Source organism: Allobosea sp. 67-29 (assembly GCF_001898115.1).
GTDB lineage: Bacteria > Pseudomonadota > Alphaproteobacteria > Rhizobiales > Beijerinckiaceae > Allobosea.
In genome coordinates, this window is the sequence record NZ_MKSQ01000007.1 from 26,016 (window position 1) to 44,951 (window position 18,936).

The following is an 18,936-nucleotide window of genomic DNA, read 5'->3' on the forward strand; positions in this document are numbered from 1 at the left end:
GTCCAATAAATATGCATCCCAGAGATTGCCTCAAAAGCAGGCTGTGAGTTTGTTGCAGATCGCCGGTATTCCGATTCAGTCCCGCGCGTTCCTCGCGCCGATGTCGGGGGTGACCGATATCGTCATGCGCCGCATTGCCGGGCGTTTCCGCGCCGGCGTCGTCGTCTCCGAGATGGTGGCGTCGGACGAGTTCGTGCGTGGCAGCGAGGAGGCCCGGATTCGCGCCGAGGGGGAGGGCGTATCCCCTCATGTCGTGCAACTGGCCGGTTGCGATCCGCACTGGCTCGGCGAGGCCGCAAGGCTGGCAGAGGCCAACGGCGCGGCCATCGTCGACATCAATATGGGGTGCCCCGCCAAGAAGGTGACCGGCGGCTGGGCCGGTTCGGCGCTGATGCGGGATCTCGACCATGCGGTCGGCCTGGTCGAAGCCGCGGTCGCGGCCGTGACCATCCCGGTGACGGTGAAGATGCGCCTCGGCTGGGACGATGCCACGAGAAACGCGCCCGAGCTGGCGCGCCGCGCCGTCGCCGCGGGTGCGCGGCTGATCACCGTGCATGGCCGCACCCGGCAGCAGTTCTACAAGGGCACCGCGGACTGGCGCGCAATCGCCCAGGTGAGGGCGGCGGGCGATTTCCCGCTTGTGGCCAACGGCGACATCCACGACGTCGCGGACGCGCGAGCCTGCCTTGCGCAGTCGGGCGCCGATTTCGTCATGATCGGCCGTGCCGCGCTCGGGCGCCCCTGGCTGGTCGGCGCCATCGGTGCGGGAATCGAGGAGGCGCCGCAGATGCCGGTGACGCTCGCCGACAAGCTGGCGATGGCGCGCGAGCACTACGAAGGGCTTCTGGCCTTGATGGGCGTGGCCCATGGCGTCCGCCACGCCCGCAAGCATCTGGCTGCCTATGCGGACGATGCTCTGGCGGATGGCTGCGAGGCGGATCCGGAGCGGCGACGCATTCTTCTGACATCGGAGAACCCACGGCAGGTCGTGGAAGCCCTGACGGGCCTTTTCTCCACGCAGCGTCGCGAAGCGGCCTGAACGGCTCGAAGGGGAAGACAGTGACCCTCGTCGAAAAGCGCATCCGGGAACAGGCCCGCTACATGCTGGACCCCCTCGAATTGCAGGCGCTCAACGTCCTGCCCATGCCTGTGCTCGTCGTCGGCGACGAGCACGGCATTCTCTACGCCAACATGGCCGCCGAGGATTTCTTCCAGTCCAGCGTGGCGCTTCTCAAGCGCCAGAGCCTCGACGACCTGATCCCTTTCGGTTCCCCGGTGCTGGCGCTGGTCGAGGAGGTCAATCGCCGCGGCGCCAGCGTCAGCGAGTATCGGCTCGATCTCAGCTCGCCCCGTCTCGGCGTCGAGCGCATCGTCGATGTCTTTGCCTCGCCCTTGCCCGGACAGCACGATGCCGTCGTCCTGATGCTGCAAGAACGAACAATTGCTGAAAAAATGGACAGGCAACTGACGCATCGTGGGGCAGCGCGGTCGATCACGGCGCTGGGCGCGATGCTCGCCCACGAGATCAAGAATCCGCTCTCGGGGATCAGGGGCGCAGCCCAATTGCTCGAGGGCTCGATCTCGGACGCCGACAGGATGCTGACCCAGCTGATCTGCGACGAGACCGACCGGATCGTGAAACTCGTCGAGCGCGTCGAGCTGTTCGGCGATGAGCGCCCGAGCGAGCGCGACGCGGTCAATGTTCACGACGTGCTTGATCACGTGAAGCGCCTGGCGCAATCCGGCTTCGCCCGGCACATTCGCTTCAGCGAGATCTATGATCCGTCGCTGCCACCGGTTGCGGGCAACCGCGACCAGCTCGTCCAGGTTCTGCTCAATCTGGTGAAGAACGCCGCCGAAGCGGTTGGCGAACAAGCGATCGACGGCGAGATCACCTTGTCGACGGCCTATCGCCCGGGCATCCGCATGCAGGTCCCGGGTTCGCAGGACCGCATCGCGCTGCCGCTGGAAATCGTCGTGCGCGACAACGGGCCCGGCGTGCCGCCGGACCTGCTTCAGCACCTCTTCGATCCCTTTGTCACGACCAAGGCCCAGGGAAGTGGCCTTGGACTTGCACTCGTCGCCAAGGTGATCGGGGATCACGGCGGCATCGTCGAATGCGAGTCCGTTCCTCGCCGCACCAGTTTCAGAATCCTCCTGCCCCTGCACCAGCGCCAGGGACAGGCAACGTAAGGCCGACGCGAAGACATGCCGACCGGGAACATTCTCGTAGCCGATGACGACGCCGCGATTCGCACGGTCCTTAACCAGGCTCTGGCGAGGGCGGGCTACGAGGTCCGCACCACGGGGCAGGCTGCGACGCTCTGGACCTGGGCGGCACAGGGCTTGGGCGACCTGATCATCACCGACGTCGTCATGCCCGATGGCAACGCTTTCGACCTGCTGCCGCGGATCAAGCGGGTGCGGCCGGAATTGCCGATCATCGTGATGAGCGCCCAGAACACGTTCATGACCGCGATCAAGGCCTCGGAGCGCGGCGCCTACGAATACCTGCCCAAGCCTTTCGACCTGAAGGAACTCGTCGCCATCGTCGGCCGGGCCATGTCGCGGCCACGCGGCGATGCGGCGCGCAGCCAGATGAACGAGGCCGAGGATATCCCGCTGATCGGGCGCTCGCCTGCGATGCAGGACGTCTACCGCGCGCTCGCCCGCCTGATGCCGATCGATCTGACGGTGATGATCAACGGCGAGTCGGGCACCGGCAAGGAGCTCGTGGCGCGTGCGCTGCACGATTACGGCAAGCGCAAGAACGGGCCGTTCGTCGCGATCAACATGGCGGCGATCCCGAAGGACCTGATCGAATCGGAATTGTTCGGCCACGAGAAAGGCGCCTTCACCGGCGCGCTGACCCGTTCTTCCGGCCGCTTCGAGCAGGCGGAAGGCGGCACGCTCTTCCTCGACGAGATCGGCGACATGCCGATGGAGGCGCAGACGAGGCTGCTGCGCGTGCTCCAGCAGGGCGAGTACACCACGGTCGGCGGCAGAACCCCGATCAAGACCAATGTCCGTATCGTCGCCGCGACCAACAAGGACCTGCGCATCTCGATCGCACAGGGTCTGTTCCGGGAGGATCTGTTCTTCCGGCTGAACGTGGTGCCGATCCGCCTGCCGCCCTTGCGCGAGCGCGTCGAGGACATCCCGGACCTCGTCCGTCACTTCTTCTCGCTGGTCGAGAAGGAGGGCCTGCCGCGAAAGCAGGTCGATTCGGAAGCGATGGACGCGATGCGGCGCTATCGTTGGCCCGGCAACGTTCGCGAGCTTGAGAATCTCGTGCGGCGGCTGGCCGCGCTCTATCCACAGGAAACCATCACGGCGCCGATCGTCGAGGCCGAGCTGCAGCCCGCGACCGCTGCGCCTGGCTTCGCTGGCCCCGGCGCCGCGCCGGAGCGAGCCGAGACGCTCTCCGGTTCCGTCGAGCGCCATCTGACGCACTATTTCGGCGGCTTTGGTGATAATATTCCGCCGCCGGGTCTCTATCATCGCATTTTGCGGGAGATCGAGCCGCCGCTGATCGCTGCCGCCCTCGCCGCCACGCGAGGCAATCAGATTCGGGCGGCCGAGCTGCTCGGACTCAACCGCAACACGCTGCGCAAGAAGATCCGCGAGCTCGACATGCAGGTGGTCCGCACGCCGCGCTGACGGCGATTTCCATCTTTTCAGCCTGGCAGCTCGCCTTGAGAATGGCTGCCTTGCCCATGTCATATTTTGACAACACCGTTGCCCCGGCGCATCAGTGACGCCCGCGAGCGATGCCGTTCGCGTGGCCCGCGCCATCGGAGTTGTCAAATATCGTGTCGGTATCCGTGAGTGACACCAGGATCGTGCCGCGCGCGGAGGAGAAGACGCGCCACGTCTCGGGTTGGATCGGCGGAATCATCGTCGTTCTGGCGCTCGTCTCGGCGCTCCTGACCTTCCTCGTGCTTTCCGGCTCGACGCCGATCGCGCCGGTGCACGAAGTCGTCATCGGCGTGTTCGTGTTGAATGCGCTGCTGATTCTGGCCCTGATGGTGATCGTCGTCTTCGAGGCGGCGGTGCTGATCCGCGCCCGCAAGGCCGGCGCGGCGGCGGCCGGTCTGCATGTCCGCATCGTCGGCCTGTTCAGCTTCATCGCCGCCTTGCCCGCCATTCTCGTCGCGGTCATCGCAACGGTGACGATCGAGCGAGGGCTTGAGCCATGGTTCTCTGACCGGATGCGTGACGCCATCTTCAAGTCGGTCGAGGTGGCCGACGCCTATGCCGCCAGCCAGTGCAAGTCGCTGGGGCGTGAAATTCGCATACTCGCGGATGACCTGACGCGCGCCAAGCCGGCCTTCGAGGTCGATCGCAAATGGTTCGACAATTTCCTGACGGCCCGGGCGACGGCGCTGGGCGTCCCCGTGGCGGCGATCATGCAGCCGCCGGACAAGACCATCGCGCGCGCCAATATCGACGTGCTGAAGGACCCGCCCAAGCCTGACAAGGCAGCCTTCGACGACGCGCAGGCGGCGCCGGACCCGATCTGCGTCATCCCGCGAACCAGCCGGGTCTTCGGCGCCTTGCTGAAACTGCCGGTCTATGACGGCTTCCTCTACATCGCCCGCGAGGTCGACCCGCTGGCCGTCGAGTTCCCCGCAGTCGCCCGCGGCGCGGCGGTCGAATACCTCTCGATCGACGCCCGCCGGAAGGGCGTCCAGATCGCCTTCGCCTCGATGTACGGCTTGATCGCCCTGATCCTGCTGCTTTCGGCCATCTGGCTCGGTCTCAGCTTCGCGAACCGGCTGGTGGCGCCGATCCGGAGGATGATCCACGCGACCGATCAGGTCTCGAGCGGGAATTTCTACGTCCAGGTGCCGATCAAGCGGTCGGAAGGCGATCTCGCCCATCTCGGGGAAACCTTCAACAAGATGACCGCAGAGTTGCGGCGGCAGCGCGACGGGCTGGTCACGGCCAGCGAGGTCATCGATCGCCGCCGCCGCTTTACCGAGACCGTGCTGGCCGGCGTTTCTTCCGGCGTGCTGAGCCTCGACGGCGAGGGCCATATCACCATCATCAACCGCTCGGCCGAGAGCCTGCTCGGCACCGGCGGCCGGCTGCTGGGCAAGCCGATCGCGGAGATCGCACCAGAGGTGGCGAGCTTTGTCGCGGACGCGCTGCACGGCCGTCAGCGTCATAGCTCGGGCCAGGTGACCATCTCGCGTGCGGGGCAGGAGCGGGTGGTCAACGTCCGTGCCGTTCACGAAGGCGAGGGCGTCAATGCCGGGCTCGTGGTGACGCTCGACGACATCACCGACCTCGTCTCGGCGCAGCGCACCGCGGCCTGGGCGGATGTCGCGCGGCGCATCGCCCACGAGATCAAAAATCCGCTGACGCCGATCCAGCTCTCCGCCGAGCGCATCAAGCGGCGTTTCGGCAAGGTGATCGTCGAAGGCAAGGATGTCTTCGACCAATGCACCGAAACCATCGTCAGGCAGGTCGAGGACATCCGGCGCATGGTCGACGAGTTCTCGTCCTTCGCACGGATGCCGAAGCCGGCGCTCTTGCGCGAGGACATCGTCGAGACGGTCCGCCAGATCGTCTTTCTCTGGCGGGTCGGCAACCCGGAGACGAGGATCGAGGAGAACCTGCCCGCCGAGGTGGTGCCGGCGCGTTTCGACCGTCGCCTGATCTCGCAGGCCTTGACCAACGTCATCAAGAACGCGACGGAGGCGATCGAGGCGGTGCCGCCCGAGGGGCGTGGGCAGGGCCTGATCGATGTCCAGTTCGCGCGCTGGAGCGACGGCCGGATCGTCATCGACGTGACCGACAACGGCAAGGGCTTGCCGGCCGACCAGCGCCAGAAGCTGCTGGAGCCCTACATGACGACGCGCGAGGGCGGGACCGGGCTCGGCCTTGCCATCGTCGGCAAGATTCTCGAGGACCATGGCGGCGGCATCGAGTTGCTCGATCGCGCCGACGGTTTGCGCGGTGCGCGGATCAGGCTGTGGTTCCCCGAAAATGGCCCGGAGCAGGAGGCCGACAGCGGCGCGGAGGCCGCCCGTCAGGGCGGCGGCGCCCCCGATGAAGAGATGCAGAATGGGACACGCCTATGAGTGCTGACATCCTGGTGGTGGACGACGAGGTCGATATCCGCGATCTGGTCGCCGGCCTTCTCGAAGACGAGGGCTATCGGACCCGCAAGGCCGGCTCGGCCGATGAGGCGCTGGCCGCGATCGCCGCGCGCCGCCCGAATCTCGTCTTCCTCGACATCTGGCTGCAGGGGAGCCGTCTCGACGGGCTGCAGGTGCTCGAGCTGATCAAGGAGAGTCATCCCGATCTCGCCGTGGTGATGATCTCGGGCCACGGCAACATCGAGACGGCTGTTTCCGCGATCAAGAGCGGCGCCTACGACTTCATCGAAAAGCCGTTCAAGGCGGACCGACTGGTTCTGGTGGCGGAACGGGCACTGGAGGCCTCGCGCTTGCGGCGCGAGGTGCGGGAGCTCAAGACCCGGTCGGTCCAGGCCAATCGCATCGTCGGCCGCTCGACCGTCGTCAACCAGCTTCGCCAGACGATCGAACGTGTCGCGCCGACCAATGCGCGCGTCCTGATCACGGGCGAGCCGGGCTGCGGAAAGGAGCTCGCGGCGCGCACGCTGCACGAGGCGTCCAGCCGTTCGTCGGGGCCCTTCGTCGTCATCAACGCGGCGACGATCACGCCCGAGACGATGGAGGAGGAGCTCTTCGGCATCGAGGGTGGCGATGGCCGCACGCGCCGCATCGGCGCACTCGAGGAGGCCCATGGCGGCTCGCTCTATATCGACGAGATCGGCGACATGCCGCGCGAGACGCAGAATCGCATCCTTCGCGTCCTCGTCGACCAGAACTTCCAGCGCCTCGGCGGCGCGACGCGCGTCCATGTCGACGTGCGGATCATCTCGTCGTCGAGCCGCGACCTCGCGCAGCTCATCGCCGACGGGCGCTTTCGCGAGGACCTCTACCACCGTCTCGGCGTCGTGCCGATCAAGGTGCCGCCGCTCTCGGAGCGACGCGAGGACGTGCCCGAGCTGATCGAGTTCTTCATGGACCAGATCTCGGTCGCGAGTGGACTGCCGAAGCGTCGGATCGGATCGGATGCGATGGCGGTGCTGCAATCCCACGAATGGCCGGGCAATGTTCGCGAATTGCGCAACAACGTCGAGCGGCTGATGATCCTGACCAAGGGTGATCCCTCTGCCGAGATCACGGTCGAGATGCTGCCGGCCGAGGTTGGCGCGATGGTGCCGACCACGCCCTCCGGCTCGGGTGGCGAGCGGCTGATGAGCCTGCCGCTGCGCGATGCCCGCGAGATCTTCGAGCGCGAATATCTCATCGCGCAGATCGCGCGGTTCTCGGGCAATATCTCGCGCACCGCGGAATTCATCGGCATGGAGCGCTCCGCCTTGCACCGCAAGCTCAAGTCGCTCGGGGTCGGCTGAGGCGTCAGGCGTCGAATGCATGCGCATTTGCGCGAAACGCAGGTTCGATGCTCAAAAACACGGCTTTGCTGCACTTGCGTTGCGTGGCAAGTCAACGATCTAATGTGATGTCGGTGTCCTGGGGCCGATGGGATGACCCATCGGCCAGAACGGGACGAATTGGATCGCGGGTACAATCCGATCGGCGATCCCAACAATAGGGACTACCCATGGCCGCTGAGCGCGCGCAAAACCTCCAGGACACTTTCCTCAACCATGTGCGCAAGCAGAAGATTCCGCTGACGATCTTCCTCGTCAACGGCGTCAAGCTGCAGGGCGTCGTCACCTGGTTCGACAATTTCTGTGTGCTGCTGCGGCGTGACGGCCACTCGCAGCTGGTTTACAAGCACGCCATCTCGACCATCATGCCCGGCCATCCGGTGCAGCTGTTCGAGCCCGAGGACACGGACAAGAACTGATTTGGCGGCAGGTCGCGACAGCGACAAGGAGCGGGCGGCCACGCGCGTCACAGGCGCGAAGCCGCTCGACGAGATCGAACGCGAGATCGCGGCGAATACGCGCGCCTATGTCGTGGGCCCGTATCTCCAGAAGCGTGGCGCTGCACAGGACGGCAACCAGCGTTCCTTCGTCGCGCGCCTGGACGAAGCGGTCGGCCTGGCCGCCGCGATCGACCTCACGGTGGTCGAGGCGGTGCAGGTCATGCTTACGGCCCTGCGGCCGGCGACCTATCTCGGCAAGGGCAAGGTCGAAGAACTGGCAGAGCGCGTCAAGATCGACGAGATCGGCCTCGTCGTCATGGATTGCGCGCTTTCGCCGGTGCAGCAGCGCAATCTCGAGAAGGTCTTCGGCTGCAAGGTCATCGACCGGACGGGCCTGATTCTCGAGATCTTCGGTCGGCGCGCACGCACAAAGGAAGGCGCGCTCCAGGTCGAGCTCGCCCATCTGAACTACCAGAAGAGCCGGCTTGTCAGATCCTGGACCCACCTCGAACGGCAGCGCGGCGGCTTCGGCTTCCTCGGCGGCCCCGGCGAGACGCAGATCGAGGCGGACCGGCGCATCATCCAGGAGCGGATGAGCAAGATCGAGCGCGATCTGGAGCAGGTGAAACGTACCCGTTCTCTGCATCGCGCCAGCCGGAAACGCGTGCCTTATCCGATCGTTGCGCTCGTCGGCTATACCAATGCCGGAAAATCGACCTTGTTCAATCGGTTGACCTCGGCCGAGGTGCTGGCGCAGGACATGCTGTTTGCCACGCTGGATCCCACGGCCCGCGCGATCAAGCTGCCCCATGGCGCCCGCATCATGCTGTCCGATACCGTCGGCTTCATCTCCGACCTGCCGACCCAACTCGTCGCCGCCTTCCGCGCCACGCTCGAAGACGCGATCGAGGCCGACGTGCTGTTGCACGTCCGCGACGTCTCGCATGAGGATACGCAGGCGCAGGCAGCCGACGTCCAGGCGATCCTGCGCGATCTCGGCATCAATCCCGATGACGGCCAGCGGGTCGTCGAGGTCTGGAACAAGGCTGACCTTCTCGATGGCGAGGAGCGCGCGCGCCAGCTCGAGGTGGCGGCACATCGGCCCGAGGAGAGCCGGCCCGTGCTGGTCTCGGCCCTCACGGGCGAGGGCATGGATCGTCTGACCGCCGCTGTCGAAGCCCGCATCGCCCGCAGCCGGCCGGTCTACGCGCTGACGCTGGAAGCCGGCGACGGCAGGTCGCTGGCGTGGCTCCATGCCAATGGCGAGATCCTTGGCCGGGAGGATGGTGCCGAGGGCGCACTGGCGCTGACGGTGCGGCTGCCGCTCGAGCGGGAAGGCGCGTTTGGTGCTCGCTTCCCTGAAGCCCGCCGGCTGTCCTGATCAGGAGTCGGCGGCTTTTTCGGCCTTCTTCACTGCCTGCCAGAGCGCTTCCATCTCCTCGAGAGACGCATCCGCCGCCGTTCGCCCCTGCATCTCAAGGGCCGCCTCGATGCTCTTGAATCGCCGCTCGAACTTGGTGTTCGCTGCGGCGAGGCATCCTTCCGGGTCGGCATCGACGTGCCGGGCGAGATTGGCGATCACGAAGAGCAGATCGCCGATCTCCTCCCGGATTGCGGCCTTGTCTCCGTCGGCGAGGGCCTCGTCGATTTCCTGGGTTTCCTCGCGGATCTTGTCGAGCACGAGCCGGGCATCGTTCCAGTCGAACCCCACCGTGGAGGCGCGGGCCTGCAGCTTCCAGGCGCGGGTGAGCGCCGGCAGGCTCGGCGGAACGCCGGCGAGGACGCCGCGCTCCTCCTCTTGGGGCGGCAGATCGGCCGCCGCGCGCGCTGCGGCCTTGTCGGCCTTTTCCTGCGCCTTGATCCGGTGCCAGAGAGCCTTGACCTCGGCCGGCGACAGGTCGCGCGCGTCGCCGAACACGTGCGGGTGGCGTCGGATCAGCTTGCCGGTGATCGCCTCGACGACATCGGGAAAGGCGAAAGCGCCTTCCTCCTCGGCCATCCGGGCATGGAAGACGACCTGGAGAAGCAGGTCGCCCAGCTCGTCCTTGAGATCGAGCTTGTCGCCGCGCGCGATGGCGTCGGCAACCTCATAGGCTTCCTCGACCGTATAGGGCGCCACCGAGGCGAAATCCTGTTCCAGATCCCAGGGACAGCCGGTTCCCGGCGTGCGCAGGGCCGCCATGATCTCGATCAGCCGGGCGATATCGCGGGAAGGCTTCAAGGCTCACTCGTCTCCGCTGCAACTTGTGCCGAACTGCAGTAGCCTCGTTCCATGATTCAGGTCACCCCGTCCATCGCCATCGACGAGAGCGAGATCGAGGAAAGCTTCGTGCGCGCCTCCGGTCCCGGCGGCCAGAATGTCAACAAGGTGTCCAGCGCGGTGCAGATCCGCTTCGATGCGCGCCGCTCGCCCTCGCTGCCGAACGACGTCGCGCTCCGGCTGATGAAGCTCGCAGGCAGCCGGCTGACGCAGGATGGGGTCATCGTCATCGTCGCGCAGGCGCAACGCAGCCAGAAGCGCAATCGCGAGGAGGCCGTCGAGAGACTGCTGGAACTGATCAGGGCCGCCGCCATCCGTCCTCAGGTCCGGCGCGCGACGAAGCCGACCAAGGCCTCGAAGGAACGCCGCCTCGCTTCGAAGGAGCGGCGCTCCGGCGTCAAGGCCGGCCGGTCGAAGCCGGTCGCGGATTAGGATGCGCGGCAGCGAATCCAAACCAGGCGAGCAGGGCGCGCGCAGGGCCCGTGCGCCGCGACGGATCACGGCGCTCTATCTGCGCCGGGCTGCGCTGCACTATCTCGAACGTTATGCCGCGCCGGCCGCGCAACTGCGCAGGGTCCTAGCCAGAAAGATCGCGGTCAGTTGCCGCCATCACGGAGAAGATCCTGCGATCCACGGACCGCTGCTCGATGAAGTGGTCGCGCATTGCGTGGCGCTGCAGCTTGTCGATGACCGGCGCTTTGCCGAGGCGCGCGCCGCCAGCCTGCGCCGCAAGGGGCTTTCCAGCCGGGCCGTGGCCGGGCGACTGGCGGCGAAAGGAATCGGGCGCGAATTGGTTGCCGAGCTGGCGACGGGCGGCGAGGGTTCCGAGCACGCCGCCGCACGGGTCGCTGTCCGTCGCAAGCGCCTGGGGCGCTGGCGTCGACCGGGAGAGGGACAGGACGAGCGCGCCCTGCGGCAGCGCGATCTCGCGGCGTTGGCGAGGCTCGGATTCGGATTTGCCGTGGCCCAGGCCGTGCTCGACGAGGAGGCCGATCCGGAAGAGCTGGATTGAAATGTCTTCGGAGTTCGCAGGCTTTCGCGCGGGCGGTCAAACGGGGCAAAAGAAAAAGGGCCGCGCGAAGCGCAGCCCAAGTCTAGGGAGGAAACGCCCAAGGAGGGCGACGCAACATCTCTGCTGCGCTGCACTGTAGATAGGGCGGCAATCGATTGCCCGCAAGGGCAAAAGGTTAGCAAGGCTGACTTAATTTCCACCTGAGAAATATCACTGCAGAATCAAGTGCTTGATACCGTTTTTCAAGCGTTCTGCCTGTTTTGTGAGCGACCGTTGCGGTCACCTCAAAATCGCGATCTTCGGCGTTTGCGCCGCCGCCGCCGAAAGCGATAGCAAAAATCGCGGCGTCAGCACGGCCGCAGCAGCACGCCGCGGCCGTGACGTCCGAGCGATCAGCCCAGCGACATCGTCAACGGCGGCTTGACCTCGGGCGGCAGCGGCGAAGTGTAGCCCTCCTTGCCGAGCCTTGCCTTGTGGTCGGCCTTCGCCGCTTCCATCAGGGCGGGATCGCTCAACACGGCCGCGCCGGTTGCGGCCATCGCTTTGGCGACATGCACCATGGCCTTGTGAGCGGCCGGCGCCTTGCCCTGCGCCACGACCTGCCAGGTGTGGAAGGGGGTGCCGAGCGCGACCGTCGGCGCATGGGCTTGCACGGTCGGAACGGCCCAGCTCACATCGCCGATATCGGTGGAGCCGATCGCCGGGTTGCGCTTGGCATCGCGCGGCACCAGGAAATCGGCCAGCGGCGTGCCGCTGTCCTGCATCCCGACGGTGCGCCAGATCGCGGCGATATCCTGCGGCGAGAGCGTCTTGCGGATCTCCTCGGCGAAGGCCTTGTCGGCATCGTCGAAATGTGGCGGGCCGAGCTCTTCCATCACCTTGTGCATGGCTTCTTCGAGCGGCGTGTTGGCGACGAGGTCGGAGACGGCGCTGACAATGCGCATCTCCATCTTGGTTTCCGTCATCAGCGCTGCGCCTTCGGCGATCTTCTTCACGCGCTGCACGAGCTCGAGCATGCCGCGCAGGTCGCGGGCGCGGATCGAGTAGCGGACGCGGGCATGGGCCTGGACGACGTTGGGCGCGATGCCGCCGGTGTCGAGCAAGGCATAGTGCACGCGCGCATCGCTCGGCATGTGCTCGCGCATGTAATTGACGCCGACATTCATCAGCTCGACGGCGTCGAGCGCCGAGCGGCCGAGATGCGGCGCGGCGGCAGCATGCGAGGCCCGGCCGGTGAAGACGAAATCGGCCCGGGTATTGGCCAGCGCCAGCGCCGGGGCGACTTCCCAGAAGCTCGACGGGTGCCAGGAAATCGCGACGTCGGCGTCGTCGAAGGCGCCGGCGCGGACCATGAAGGCCTTTGCCGCGCCGCCTTCCTCGGCCGGGCAGCCATAATAGCGCACGCGGCCCGGAATCTTGTTCTCGGCCAGCCAGTCCTTCATCGCGACGGCGGCGAGCATGGCGGCGGAGCCGAGCAGGTTGTGGCCGCAGCCATGGCCGTGTCCTCCGGCCTCGATCTCCTTGTGCTCGGCGACGCCGGCTTCCTGCGACAGGCCGGGCAGGGCGTCATATTCGCCGAGGAAGGCGATCACCGGGCCACCTTCGCCCGCTTCGCCGACCACTGCGGTCGGGATGTCAGCGACGTTCTCGGTGACGCGGAAGCCCTGGTGCTTCAGCTCGGCAATATGCTCGGCGACGGAGCGCTTCTCGGTGTAGCAGACCTCGGGCATGCCCCAGACCCGGTCGCTGAGGGCGATCAGGCGGTCCTTGTTCGCGTCGACATGCCGCCAGAGGTCGTTTCGATTGTCCATGATCTATTGCCTTGTCGGATCGCGGCACGGCTTGCGCCATGGCGATCTATCCCCTTGGGAGGCATCGGTCCGTCGAAGAGCGGTCTTGCTCCCGACCCGATGCCACGCCACGGCATATGAGCAAGCCGCATGGCTCCCGTCCAGAAGCGCCGCGCATGACAGAGCGGCGTCTCAAGCCTTTTCGGCGAGCAGCGGCTGCGCTGCGAAATCGCTCAGGATCGGGCAGTCCGGCCGGTGGTCGCCATGGCAATGGGCCGCGAGGTGCCGAAGCGTATCGGCCATGGCCTGCAGCTCCGCCGCCTTGGCCTCCAGGTCGCGGATATGCGCCATGGCCAGCGTCTTCACGTCGGCGCTCGCCCGGCTCCGGTCGCGCCAGAGCGCCAGCAGGGCCCGCGTTTCCTCCAGCGAGAAGCCGAGGTCCCGCGCGCGCCGGATAAAGCGCAGCGTGTGGATGTCATCCTCCGCATAGACGCGATACTGCGCCGCCGTCCGCGAAGCCGGCGCGATCAGGCCGATGCTTTCGTAATAGCGGATCATCTTGGCGCTGACGCCGGTCCGGGCCGAGGCTTCGCCGATATTCATCTCACGCCTCCACCTTGAATCGCCGGAGCCGCAGCGCATTGGCCAGGACGCTGATGCTCGAAAGCGCCATGGCGAGCCCGGCGAAGACCGGCGACAGCAGGATACCCCAAACGGGGTAGAGCACCCCCGCCGCGACGGGGACCAGGATGGCGTTGTAGCCGAAAGCCCAGGCGAGATTCTGGCGGATATTGGCGATCGTCGCCTTGGACAGCGCGATCGCGCGCGGCACGCCCATGACGTCCCCGGACATCAGCACGACATCCGCACTTTCGATGGCGATGTCGGTGCCGGTCCCGATGGCGATGCCGACATCGGCCTGGGCGAGGGCGGGGGCGTCGTTGATGCCGTCGCCGACGAAGGCGACCGTTACGCCACCCTTCTGGAGGTCCTTCACGACGTCTGCCTTGTCGGTCGGCAGCACCTCCGCCCGGACCTCGTCGATGCCGAGCTGGCGCGCGACGGCCGCGGCGGTGCGCTTGTCGTCACCCGTCACCATCGCGACCTTGAGGCCGAGCTGGTGCAGCGTGGCGATCGCGGCCGGCGTCGTCTCCTTGATCGCATCGGCGATGGCGACGACGGCGGCAAGCCTGCCATCGATGGCGGCGTAGAGCGGGGTCTTGCCGGCCTCGGCCAGCGCCTGAGCGCGACCGGCAAGGGTCGAAATGTCGATGCCGATCTGCTGGAGCAGCCGATGGCCGCCGACCGCGACACGCCGGCCTTCGACGGTGGCGGTGACGCCGCGACCGGCGTCGCTGACGAAATCAGCCGGTTCGGCCAGCCCGAGCGCCTTTTCCTTTGCCGCGGCGACGATGGCCAGCGCCAGCGGGTGCTCGGAGCGATTCTCGGCCGAGGCGATCAGGCGCAACACCTCATTGGGGTCGAAGCCCTCGACCGGCTCGATATCGGTCAGTTCCGGCTTGCCCTTGGTCAGCGTGCCGGTCTTGTCGAGCGCCACGACCTGCACATCCCGCAACGCCTGCAAGGCATCGCCTTGCCGGAACAGGATGCCGAGCTCGGCGCCACGGCCAGTGCCGACCATGATCGAGGTCGGCGTGGCGAGACCCATCGCGCAAGGGCAGGCGATGATCAGCACGGCGACCGCATTGACCAGCGCATAGGACAGCGCAGGGCTGGGGCCAAAGGCGAGCCAGGCGAGGAAGGTCAGAAGGGCGACGCCCATCACCGCCGGCACGAACCAGAGAGTGATGCGGTCGACCGCGGCCTGGATCGGCAGCTTCGCGCCCTGCGCCGTTTGTACAGTGCGGACGATCTGCGCCAGCAGCGTATCCGAGCCGACCTTGCGGGCAGTGAAGCCCAGCGCGCCCGAGCCGTTGACCGTGCCGCCGGTGACATGGCTGCCGGCCTCCTTGCGGACCGGGGCGGGCTCGCCGGTGATCATCGATTCGTCGACGAAGGAGGAGCCCTCCGTGACCTCGCCATCGACCGGCACGCGCTCGCCCGGCCGCAGGATGACGTGGTCGCCAGGGCGAACCTCCTCGACCGGGATATCGGCTTCGGCGCCGTCGCGCAGGACACGCGCCGTCTTCGGCTGAAGCGCGATCAGGCTGCGGATTGCGGCACCGGTGCGGCCTTTGGCGCGCGCCTCGAACCAGCGTCCAAGCAGGATCAGCGTCACGATCACGGCGCCCGACTCGAAATAGGTCAGCGCCGTCCCCGCCGGCAGCAGGCCGGGCAGGAAGGTCGCGGTACTCGAATAGAGCCAGGCCGCGCCGGCGCCGAGCATGACCAGAGTGTTCATGTCGGGAGCGCCCCGCAACAGGGCCGGAAAGCCCTTGCGCAGGAACACGAGACCCGGCCCGAACATCACGACCGTGGCGAGCGCGAAGGAGAACGCGCGGAGGTTCCATTCGCCGAAGGTGCCGGCGAGGCCATGGTGCAGGGCAGGGACGAGATGGCCGCCCATCTCGATCACCAGCAGCGGCAGGGTCAGCACGCCGGCGAGGACGACCGAGCGCAGCAGGCGGCGCTGCTCCTCTTCCTTCACCATCGCCATGTGATCGTGCCGGCCCGCCGCCTGCACCTCCTCCGGCTTCACCGGACTTGCCTCGTAGCCGGCCTTCTCGACGGCCTTCACGAGCCCGGCGGCGAGATCGCCACCGGCCAGGGCTTTCACGCTGGCGCGTTCGGTAGCGAGATTCACCGTGGCCTCGATCACGCCGGGCACGCCGCGCAACGCCTTTTCGACATGGCCCACGCAGGAGGCGCAGGTCATTCCCGAGACGGAGAGGTCGATCGTCTGCTCAACCGGTTGGTAGCCGGTCTGGCGCACGGCCTCCTCGATCCGCTTCGCGACGTCGCCGCCCTTGGCGAAGGTTACTCGCGCGCGCTCCGTCGCGAGGTTCACCGCAACCGTTTCGACGCCCGGCACGGCCGCGATGGCGCGCTCGACCCGGCCGACGCAGCTCGCGCAGGACATGCCTTCCACGCCCATGTCGAGCGTTGCCAGTTCGTCCTTCGTCCTGTCGATGACCGTCATCGCCGCCTCCTTCTTGGTGATGACATCTCATATGGGGTTTCCCATGATGGGAAGGTCAAGGCCGGGTGCTTGGGCATTTTGCCCAATGCCGTGCGCCCGGCCTCATGGCGTCTCGACAGAGACGCTCTTGATGATGGCATAGACGGGCTTGCCGGCCGCCAGAGCCAGGTTGGCGACGGACCGTGCGGTCAGTCGGACAGCGAGCGGCTCGCCGCTGCAGTCGAGGCGCAGATGGACGGTACTGCCGCCCTCGCCGGTGCGCGCGCCGATCTCGGCGACGGTCCCGGGCAGGACGTTCAGCGCGCTGGTGCCTGCCGGCGGCGCGAGGCTGAGCATCACGTCGCTCGCCATTATCCTGACGCGCAGGCGCTGCCTCGGCTGCAGCGATCCGCGGGCGATGGTGAGCTCGCCTGCGGGCGTCGACAGGCGCGCCAGCCCAAAGGCCTCATCGAAGCCGATGACGTCGGCGGCCAGCATGGAGCTGGCTTCCGGCGCGCCCGGGCGCGAGGCGAGGTCGATCCGCGACAGGATATCCGCAGTGGGGCCGCAGGCGGCGATCCGTCCGGATTCGACGATCGCGACCGTTGTCGCGAGCCGTGCGACCTCCGCCAGCGAATGCGAGACATAGACGATCGGGATGCCGGTTTCGTCGCGCAGCCGCTCCAGATGCGGCAGGATCTCGGCCTTGCGCGCATCGTCCAGCGCGGCGAGCGGCTCGTCCATCAACAGCAGCCGGGGCTGGGCCAGCAGCGCACGCCCGATCGCAACCCGCTGCTTTTCCCCTCCGGAAAGCGCTCCCGGCCGGCGGGCCAGGAGATGGCCGATGCCCAGCAGGTCCAGCACCATCTCGAGCTCGGCCGGCCTGCGCACCGTTCGGGGCACGAACCAATGCCCGAAGAGCAGGTTCTGTCGCACGGTCAGATGCGGAAACAGCCGCGCCTCCTGGAAGACGTAGCCGAGCCGGCGCCGATGTGGCGGCAGCATGATGCCCTTGTCCGTGTCGACCAGGGTCTCGCCCTCCACCCGCACATGTCCGGATTCGGGGCGGATCAGCCCGCCGATGATGTTGACGAGCGAAGTCTTGCCTGATCCGGACGCGCCGAACAGGGCTGTCAGCCGCCCCTGCGACCGCAGGTCGGCGTCGAGCCGAAACGCGCCGAGCCGGTGCCGGACGGCGATGTCGAGCACGGGCGCCCTCATTCGACAGCGATCCGTCGGCCAACCAGCCGCGCCAGCCATTCGGAGAGCATGAGGGCCGCGACGGAGATGGCGATCGAGATCAGCGTCAGCCGCATGGCGCCGGTGTCTCCGCCCGGAACCTGCGTAAAAGTGTAGATCGCCGATGGAAGGGTCTGGGTCTCGCCCGGGATGTTGGAGACGAAGGTGATGGTCGCCCCGAATTCGCCCATGGCCTTGGCGAAGCAGAGGATCATGCCGGCGAGAATGCCGGGCAGGCAAAGCGGCAGCGTCACCGTCAGGAAAACCCAGGCGGTGTTGGCGCCCAGCGTCGCGGCGGCAGCCTCGAGCTTGCGATCGACCGCCTCGATCGAGAGCCGGATTGCCCGGACCATCAACGGAAAGCCCATCACCGCGCAGGCGAGCGCCGCCCCGGTCCACCGGAACGAGAAGACGATGCCGAACCAGTCGTCGAGGAACTGGCCGATCGGTCCGCGCCGGCCGAAGCCGATCAGCAGCAGATAACCCGTCACCACCGGCGGCAGGATCAACGGCAGATGTACCGCCGCATCGAGGATGGATTTCCCCCAGAAGCGCGCCCGCGCCAGCACGAGCGCGACCGCAACCGCCAGCGGCAGGCTCGCCACCATTGCGGTGCCGGCGACGATCAGGCTCAGCCTGACCGCCGTCCATTCCTCCGGTGAAAGCCAGTGGCCCAAGCGATACCGCTTACGACGAGGAGGCGGGCTTGTTGAGCACGGTGAAGCCCTGCTTCTCGAAGACGGGCTTGGCGGCTGGACTGCGCAGATAGGTCAGAAGGGCCTGAGCATCGGCGCCGGACGAATCCTTCGTCACCGCGACCGGATAGACGATCGGCGGATGCGAATCCTCGGGGAAGGTCGCGATGACCTTGACCTGGGGATCGGCGGCCGCGTCGGTCGCATAGACGATGCCGAGCGGAGCCTCGCCGCGCGAGACCAGCAACAGCGCGGCGCGGACATTGTCCGCCTGCGCGATCTTGTCCCGGACCTTGTCCCAGGCGCCGAGCTTCTCCAGCGCCGCCTTGCCGTACTTGCCGGCGGGGACGGAATCGACATTGCCCATCGCCAGACGACCGGAGCCGAGTAGGGCTGCCAGGTCCACGCCCGGCTTCAACGCGACATTGGTGGTCGAATCCTTGGCGCCGACGAGCACGATGCGGTTGCCGAGCAGGCTGACGCGGGTGTCGGACCGGATCAGGCCCTTCTTCGCCAGGTAATCCATCCAGTCGAGGTCGGCCGAGATGAAGAGGTCGGCGGGTGCTCCGCTCTCGATCTGTTTGGCCAGCGCGCTGCTGGCCGCATATGAGATTCTGGGGGCCGGCTTGCCGCTGGCCTTCGCCCAGTTCGCCGCCGCCTCGTCGAGCGCATTCTTCATGCTGGCGGCGGCGAAGACCACGACGCCCTGAGCCTGAGCTTGCGCAGCGCCCGGGTTCGAAGCGAGGCCCAGCGCCAGCGCCATGCCTGTCAGCAGGCCCATTCCCAGCATTCCCCGACGCATCATCGTGCTGCTCCTCGCCACGGCCATCGCTGTATATGAATGGATATAGCGATGGTTGCCGTGCGGCGGCGGGCGAGTCAAGAAGGCGGGGTGCCGTTTTGCCCGGGCGCGGGCTCGCATCCCGCGA

16 protein-coding genes are annotated in these 18,936 nt (G+C 67.0%); 9 read left to right on the plus strand and 7 right to left on the minus strand.

Features of this window, described 5'->3' with window-relative positions; all coding sequences use genetic code 11:
* The first annotated feature begins 52 nt into the window (after nucleotides 1-52).
* The 7 genes from dusB (at nucleotide 53) to hflX (ending at nucleotide 9,313) form a co-directional block, all read left to right on the plus strand.
* Entirely contained in the window at nucleotides 53-1,039 is a 987-nt protein-coding gene (dusB, locus tag BGO20_RS03800) for a tRNA dihydrouridine synthase DusB (protein WP_291662617.1), read from the plus strand.
* A gap of 62 nt (nucleotides 1,040-1,101) precedes the next feature.
* Entirely contained in the window at nucleotides 1,102-2,193 is a 1,092-nt protein-coding gene (locus BGO20_RS03805; protein ID WP_291662615.1) for a two-component system sensor histidine kinase NtrB, read from the plus strand.
* Between the two features lie 15 nt (nucleotides 2,194-2,208).
* The gene (ntrC, locus tag BGO20_RS03810; protein ID WP_291662543.1) at nucleotides 2,209-3,660 is read left to right on the plus strand and encodes a nitrogen regulation protein NR(I); all 1,452 of its coding nucleotides are present in this window, start codon (nucleotides 2,209-2,211) and stop codon (nucleotides 3,658-3,660) included.
* 152 nt (nucleotides 3,661-3,812) lie between these two features.
* Complete coding sequence (locus BGO20_RS03815; protein ID WP_291662542.1) at nucleotides 3,813-6,089, plus strand: sensor histidine kinase NtrY-like; 2,277 nt, start codon at nucleotides 3,813-3,815, stop codon at nucleotides 6,087-6,089.
* Nucleotides 6,086-7,453: a nitrogen assimilation response regulator NtrX gene (gene ntrX / locus BGO20_RS03820; RefSeq protein ID WP_291662541.1), complete on the plus strand. Its 1,368-nt coding sequence runs from the start codon at nucleotides 6,086-6,088 to the stop codon at nucleotides 7,451-7,453. The genes BGO20_RS03815 and ntrX overlap by 4 nt, the downstream gene beginning before the upstream one ends.
* Nucleotides 7,454-7,662: 209 nt before the next feature.
* On the plus strand, nucleotides 7,663-7,911 hold the full coding sequence (gene hfq / locus BGO20_RS03825) for an RNA chaperone Hfq (RefSeq protein ID WP_055726983.1): 249 nt from the start codon (nucleotides 7,663-7,665) through the stop codon (nucleotides 7,909-7,911).
* Nucleotides 7,912-7,984: 73 nt separating this feature from the next.
* The gene (gene hflX / locus BGO20_RS03830) at nucleotides 7,985-9,313 is read left to right on the plus strand and encodes a GTPase HflX (RefSeq protein ID WP_291662613.1); all 1,329 of its coding nucleotides are present in this window, start codon (nucleotides 7,985-7,987) and stop codon (nucleotides 9,311-9,313) included.
* Here the strand turns inward: hflX and mazG are convergent, their stop codons facing one another.
* Nucleotides 9,314-10,153 (minus strand): nucleoside triphosphate pyrophosphohydrolase, encoded by an 840-nt coding sequence (gene mazG / locus BGO20_RS03835; protein WP_291662537.1) that lies wholly within the window; start codon nucleotides 10,151-10,153, stop codon nucleotides 9,314-9,316.
* A gap of 51 nt (nucleotides 10,154-10,204) precedes the next feature.
* Between mazG and arfB the strand changes: the two genes are divergently transcribed.
* Nucleotides 10,205-10,624 carry an alternative ribosome rescue aminoacyl-tRNA hydrolase ArfB gene (gene arfB, locus BGO20_RS03840; RefSeq protein ID WP_291662536.1) on the plus strand — a complete coding sequence of 140 codons (420 nt, stop codon included), beginning with the start codon at nucleotides 10,205-10,207 and terminating at the stop codon, nucleotides 10,622-10,624.
* A 1-nt stretch (nucleotide 10,625) separates the two neighbouring features.
* Nucleotides 10,626-11,204: a regulatory protein RecX gene (locus tag BGO20_RS03845; RefSeq protein ID WP_291662534.1), complete on the plus strand. Its 579-nt coding sequence runs from the start codon at nucleotides 10,626-10,628 to the stop codon at nucleotides 11,202-11,204.
* Nucleotides 11,205-11,596: 392 nt separating this feature from the next.
* Here BGO20_RS03845 and BGO20_RS03850 read toward each other — a convergent pair whose 3' ends face one another.
* The 6 genes from BGO20_RS03850 to modA form a co-directional block, all read right to left on the minus strand.
* Complete coding sequence (locus BGO20_RS03850) at nucleotides 11,597-13,015, minus strand: M20 family metallopeptidase (protein ID WP_291662533.1); 1,419 nt, start codon at nucleotides 13,013-13,015, stop codon at nucleotides 11,597-11,599.
* Between the two features lie 171 nt (nucleotides 13,016-13,186).
* Nucleotides 13,187-13,597 carry a Cu(I)-responsive transcriptional regulator gene (gene cueR / locus BGO20_RS03855; RefSeq protein ID WP_291662532.1) on the minus strand — a complete coding sequence of 137 codons (411 nt, stop codon included), beginning with the start codon at nucleotides 13,595-13,597 and terminating at the stop codon, nucleotides 13,187-13,189.
* Nucleotide 13,598: 1 nt separating this feature from the next.
* Nucleotides 13,599-16,094, minus strand: a complete 2,496-nt coding sequence (locus tag BGO20_RS03860) for a heavy metal translocating P-type ATPase (RefSeq protein ID WP_291662531.1) — start codon at nucleotides 16,092-16,094, stop codon at nucleotides 13,599-13,601.
* Between the two features lie 102 nt (nucleotides 16,095-16,196).
* Nucleotides 16,197-17,294, minus strand: a complete 1,098-nt coding sequence (gene modC, locus BGO20_RS03865) for a molybdenum ABC transporter ATP-binding protein (protein ID WP_291662529.1) — start codon at nucleotides 17,292-17,294, stop codon at nucleotides 16,197-16,199.
* Nucleotides 17,291-17,989: a molybdate ABC transporter permease subunit gene (gene modB / locus BGO20_RS03870; protein ID WP_291662528.1), complete on the minus strand. Its 699-nt coding sequence runs from the start codon at nucleotides 17,987-17,989 to the stop codon at nucleotides 17,291-17,293. Before modB ends, modC begins: the two co-directional genes overlap by 4 nt.
* A 10-nt stretch (nucleotides 17,990-17,999) precedes the next feature.
* Nucleotides 18,000-18,812 (minus strand): molybdate ABC transporter substrate-binding protein, encoded by an 813-nt coding sequence (gene modA, locus BGO20_RS03875; protein ID WP_465245992.1) that lies wholly within the window; start codon nucleotides 18,810-18,812, stop codon nucleotides 18,000-18,002.
* Nucleotides 18,813-18,936: the final 124 nt, after the last annotated feature.

Coding starts and splice junctions, on each gene's coding strand:
- modC (WP_291662529.1), bottom strand. CDS start 17,294: ATGAGGGCGCCCGTGCTCGACATCGCCGTCCGGCACCGGCTCGGCGCG.
- ntrX (WP_291662541.1), top strand. CDS start 6,086: ATGAGTGCTGACATCCTGGTGGTGGACGACGAGGTCGATATCCGCGAT.
- hfq (WP_055726983.1), top strand. CDS start 7,663: ATGGCCGCTGAGCGCGCGCAAAACCTCCAGGACACTTTCCTCAACCAT.
- cueR (WP_291662532.1), bottom strand. CDS start 13,597: ATGAATATCGGCGAAGCCTCGGCCCGGACCGGCGTCAGCGCCAAGATG.
- BGO20_RS03850 (WP_291662533.1), bottom strand. CDS start 13,015: ATGGACAATCGAAACGACCTCTGGCGGCATGTCGACGCGAACAAGGAC.
- BGO20_RS03860 (WP_291662531.1), bottom strand. CDS start 16,094: ATGACGGTCATCGACAGGACGAAGGACGAACTGGCAACGCTCGACATG.
- ntrC (WP_291662543.1), top strand. CDS start 2,209: ATGCCGACCGGGAACATTCTCGTAGCCGATGACGACGCCGCGATTCGC.
- modA (WP_465245992.1), bottom strand. CDS start 18,812: ATGATGCGTCGGGGAATGCTGGGAATGGGCCTGCTGACAGGCATGGCG.
- arfB (WP_291662536.1), top strand. CDS start 10,205: ATGATTCAGGTCACCCCGTCCATCGCCATCGACGAGAGCGAGATCGAG.
- BGO20_RS03805 (WP_291662615.1), top strand. CDS start 1,102: ATGCTGGACCCCCTCGAATTGCAGGCGCTCAACGTCCTGCCCATGCCT.
- BGO20_RS03845 (WP_291662534.1), top strand. CDS start 10,626: ATGCGCGGCAGCGAATCCAAACCAGGCGAGCAGGGCGCGCGCAGGGCC.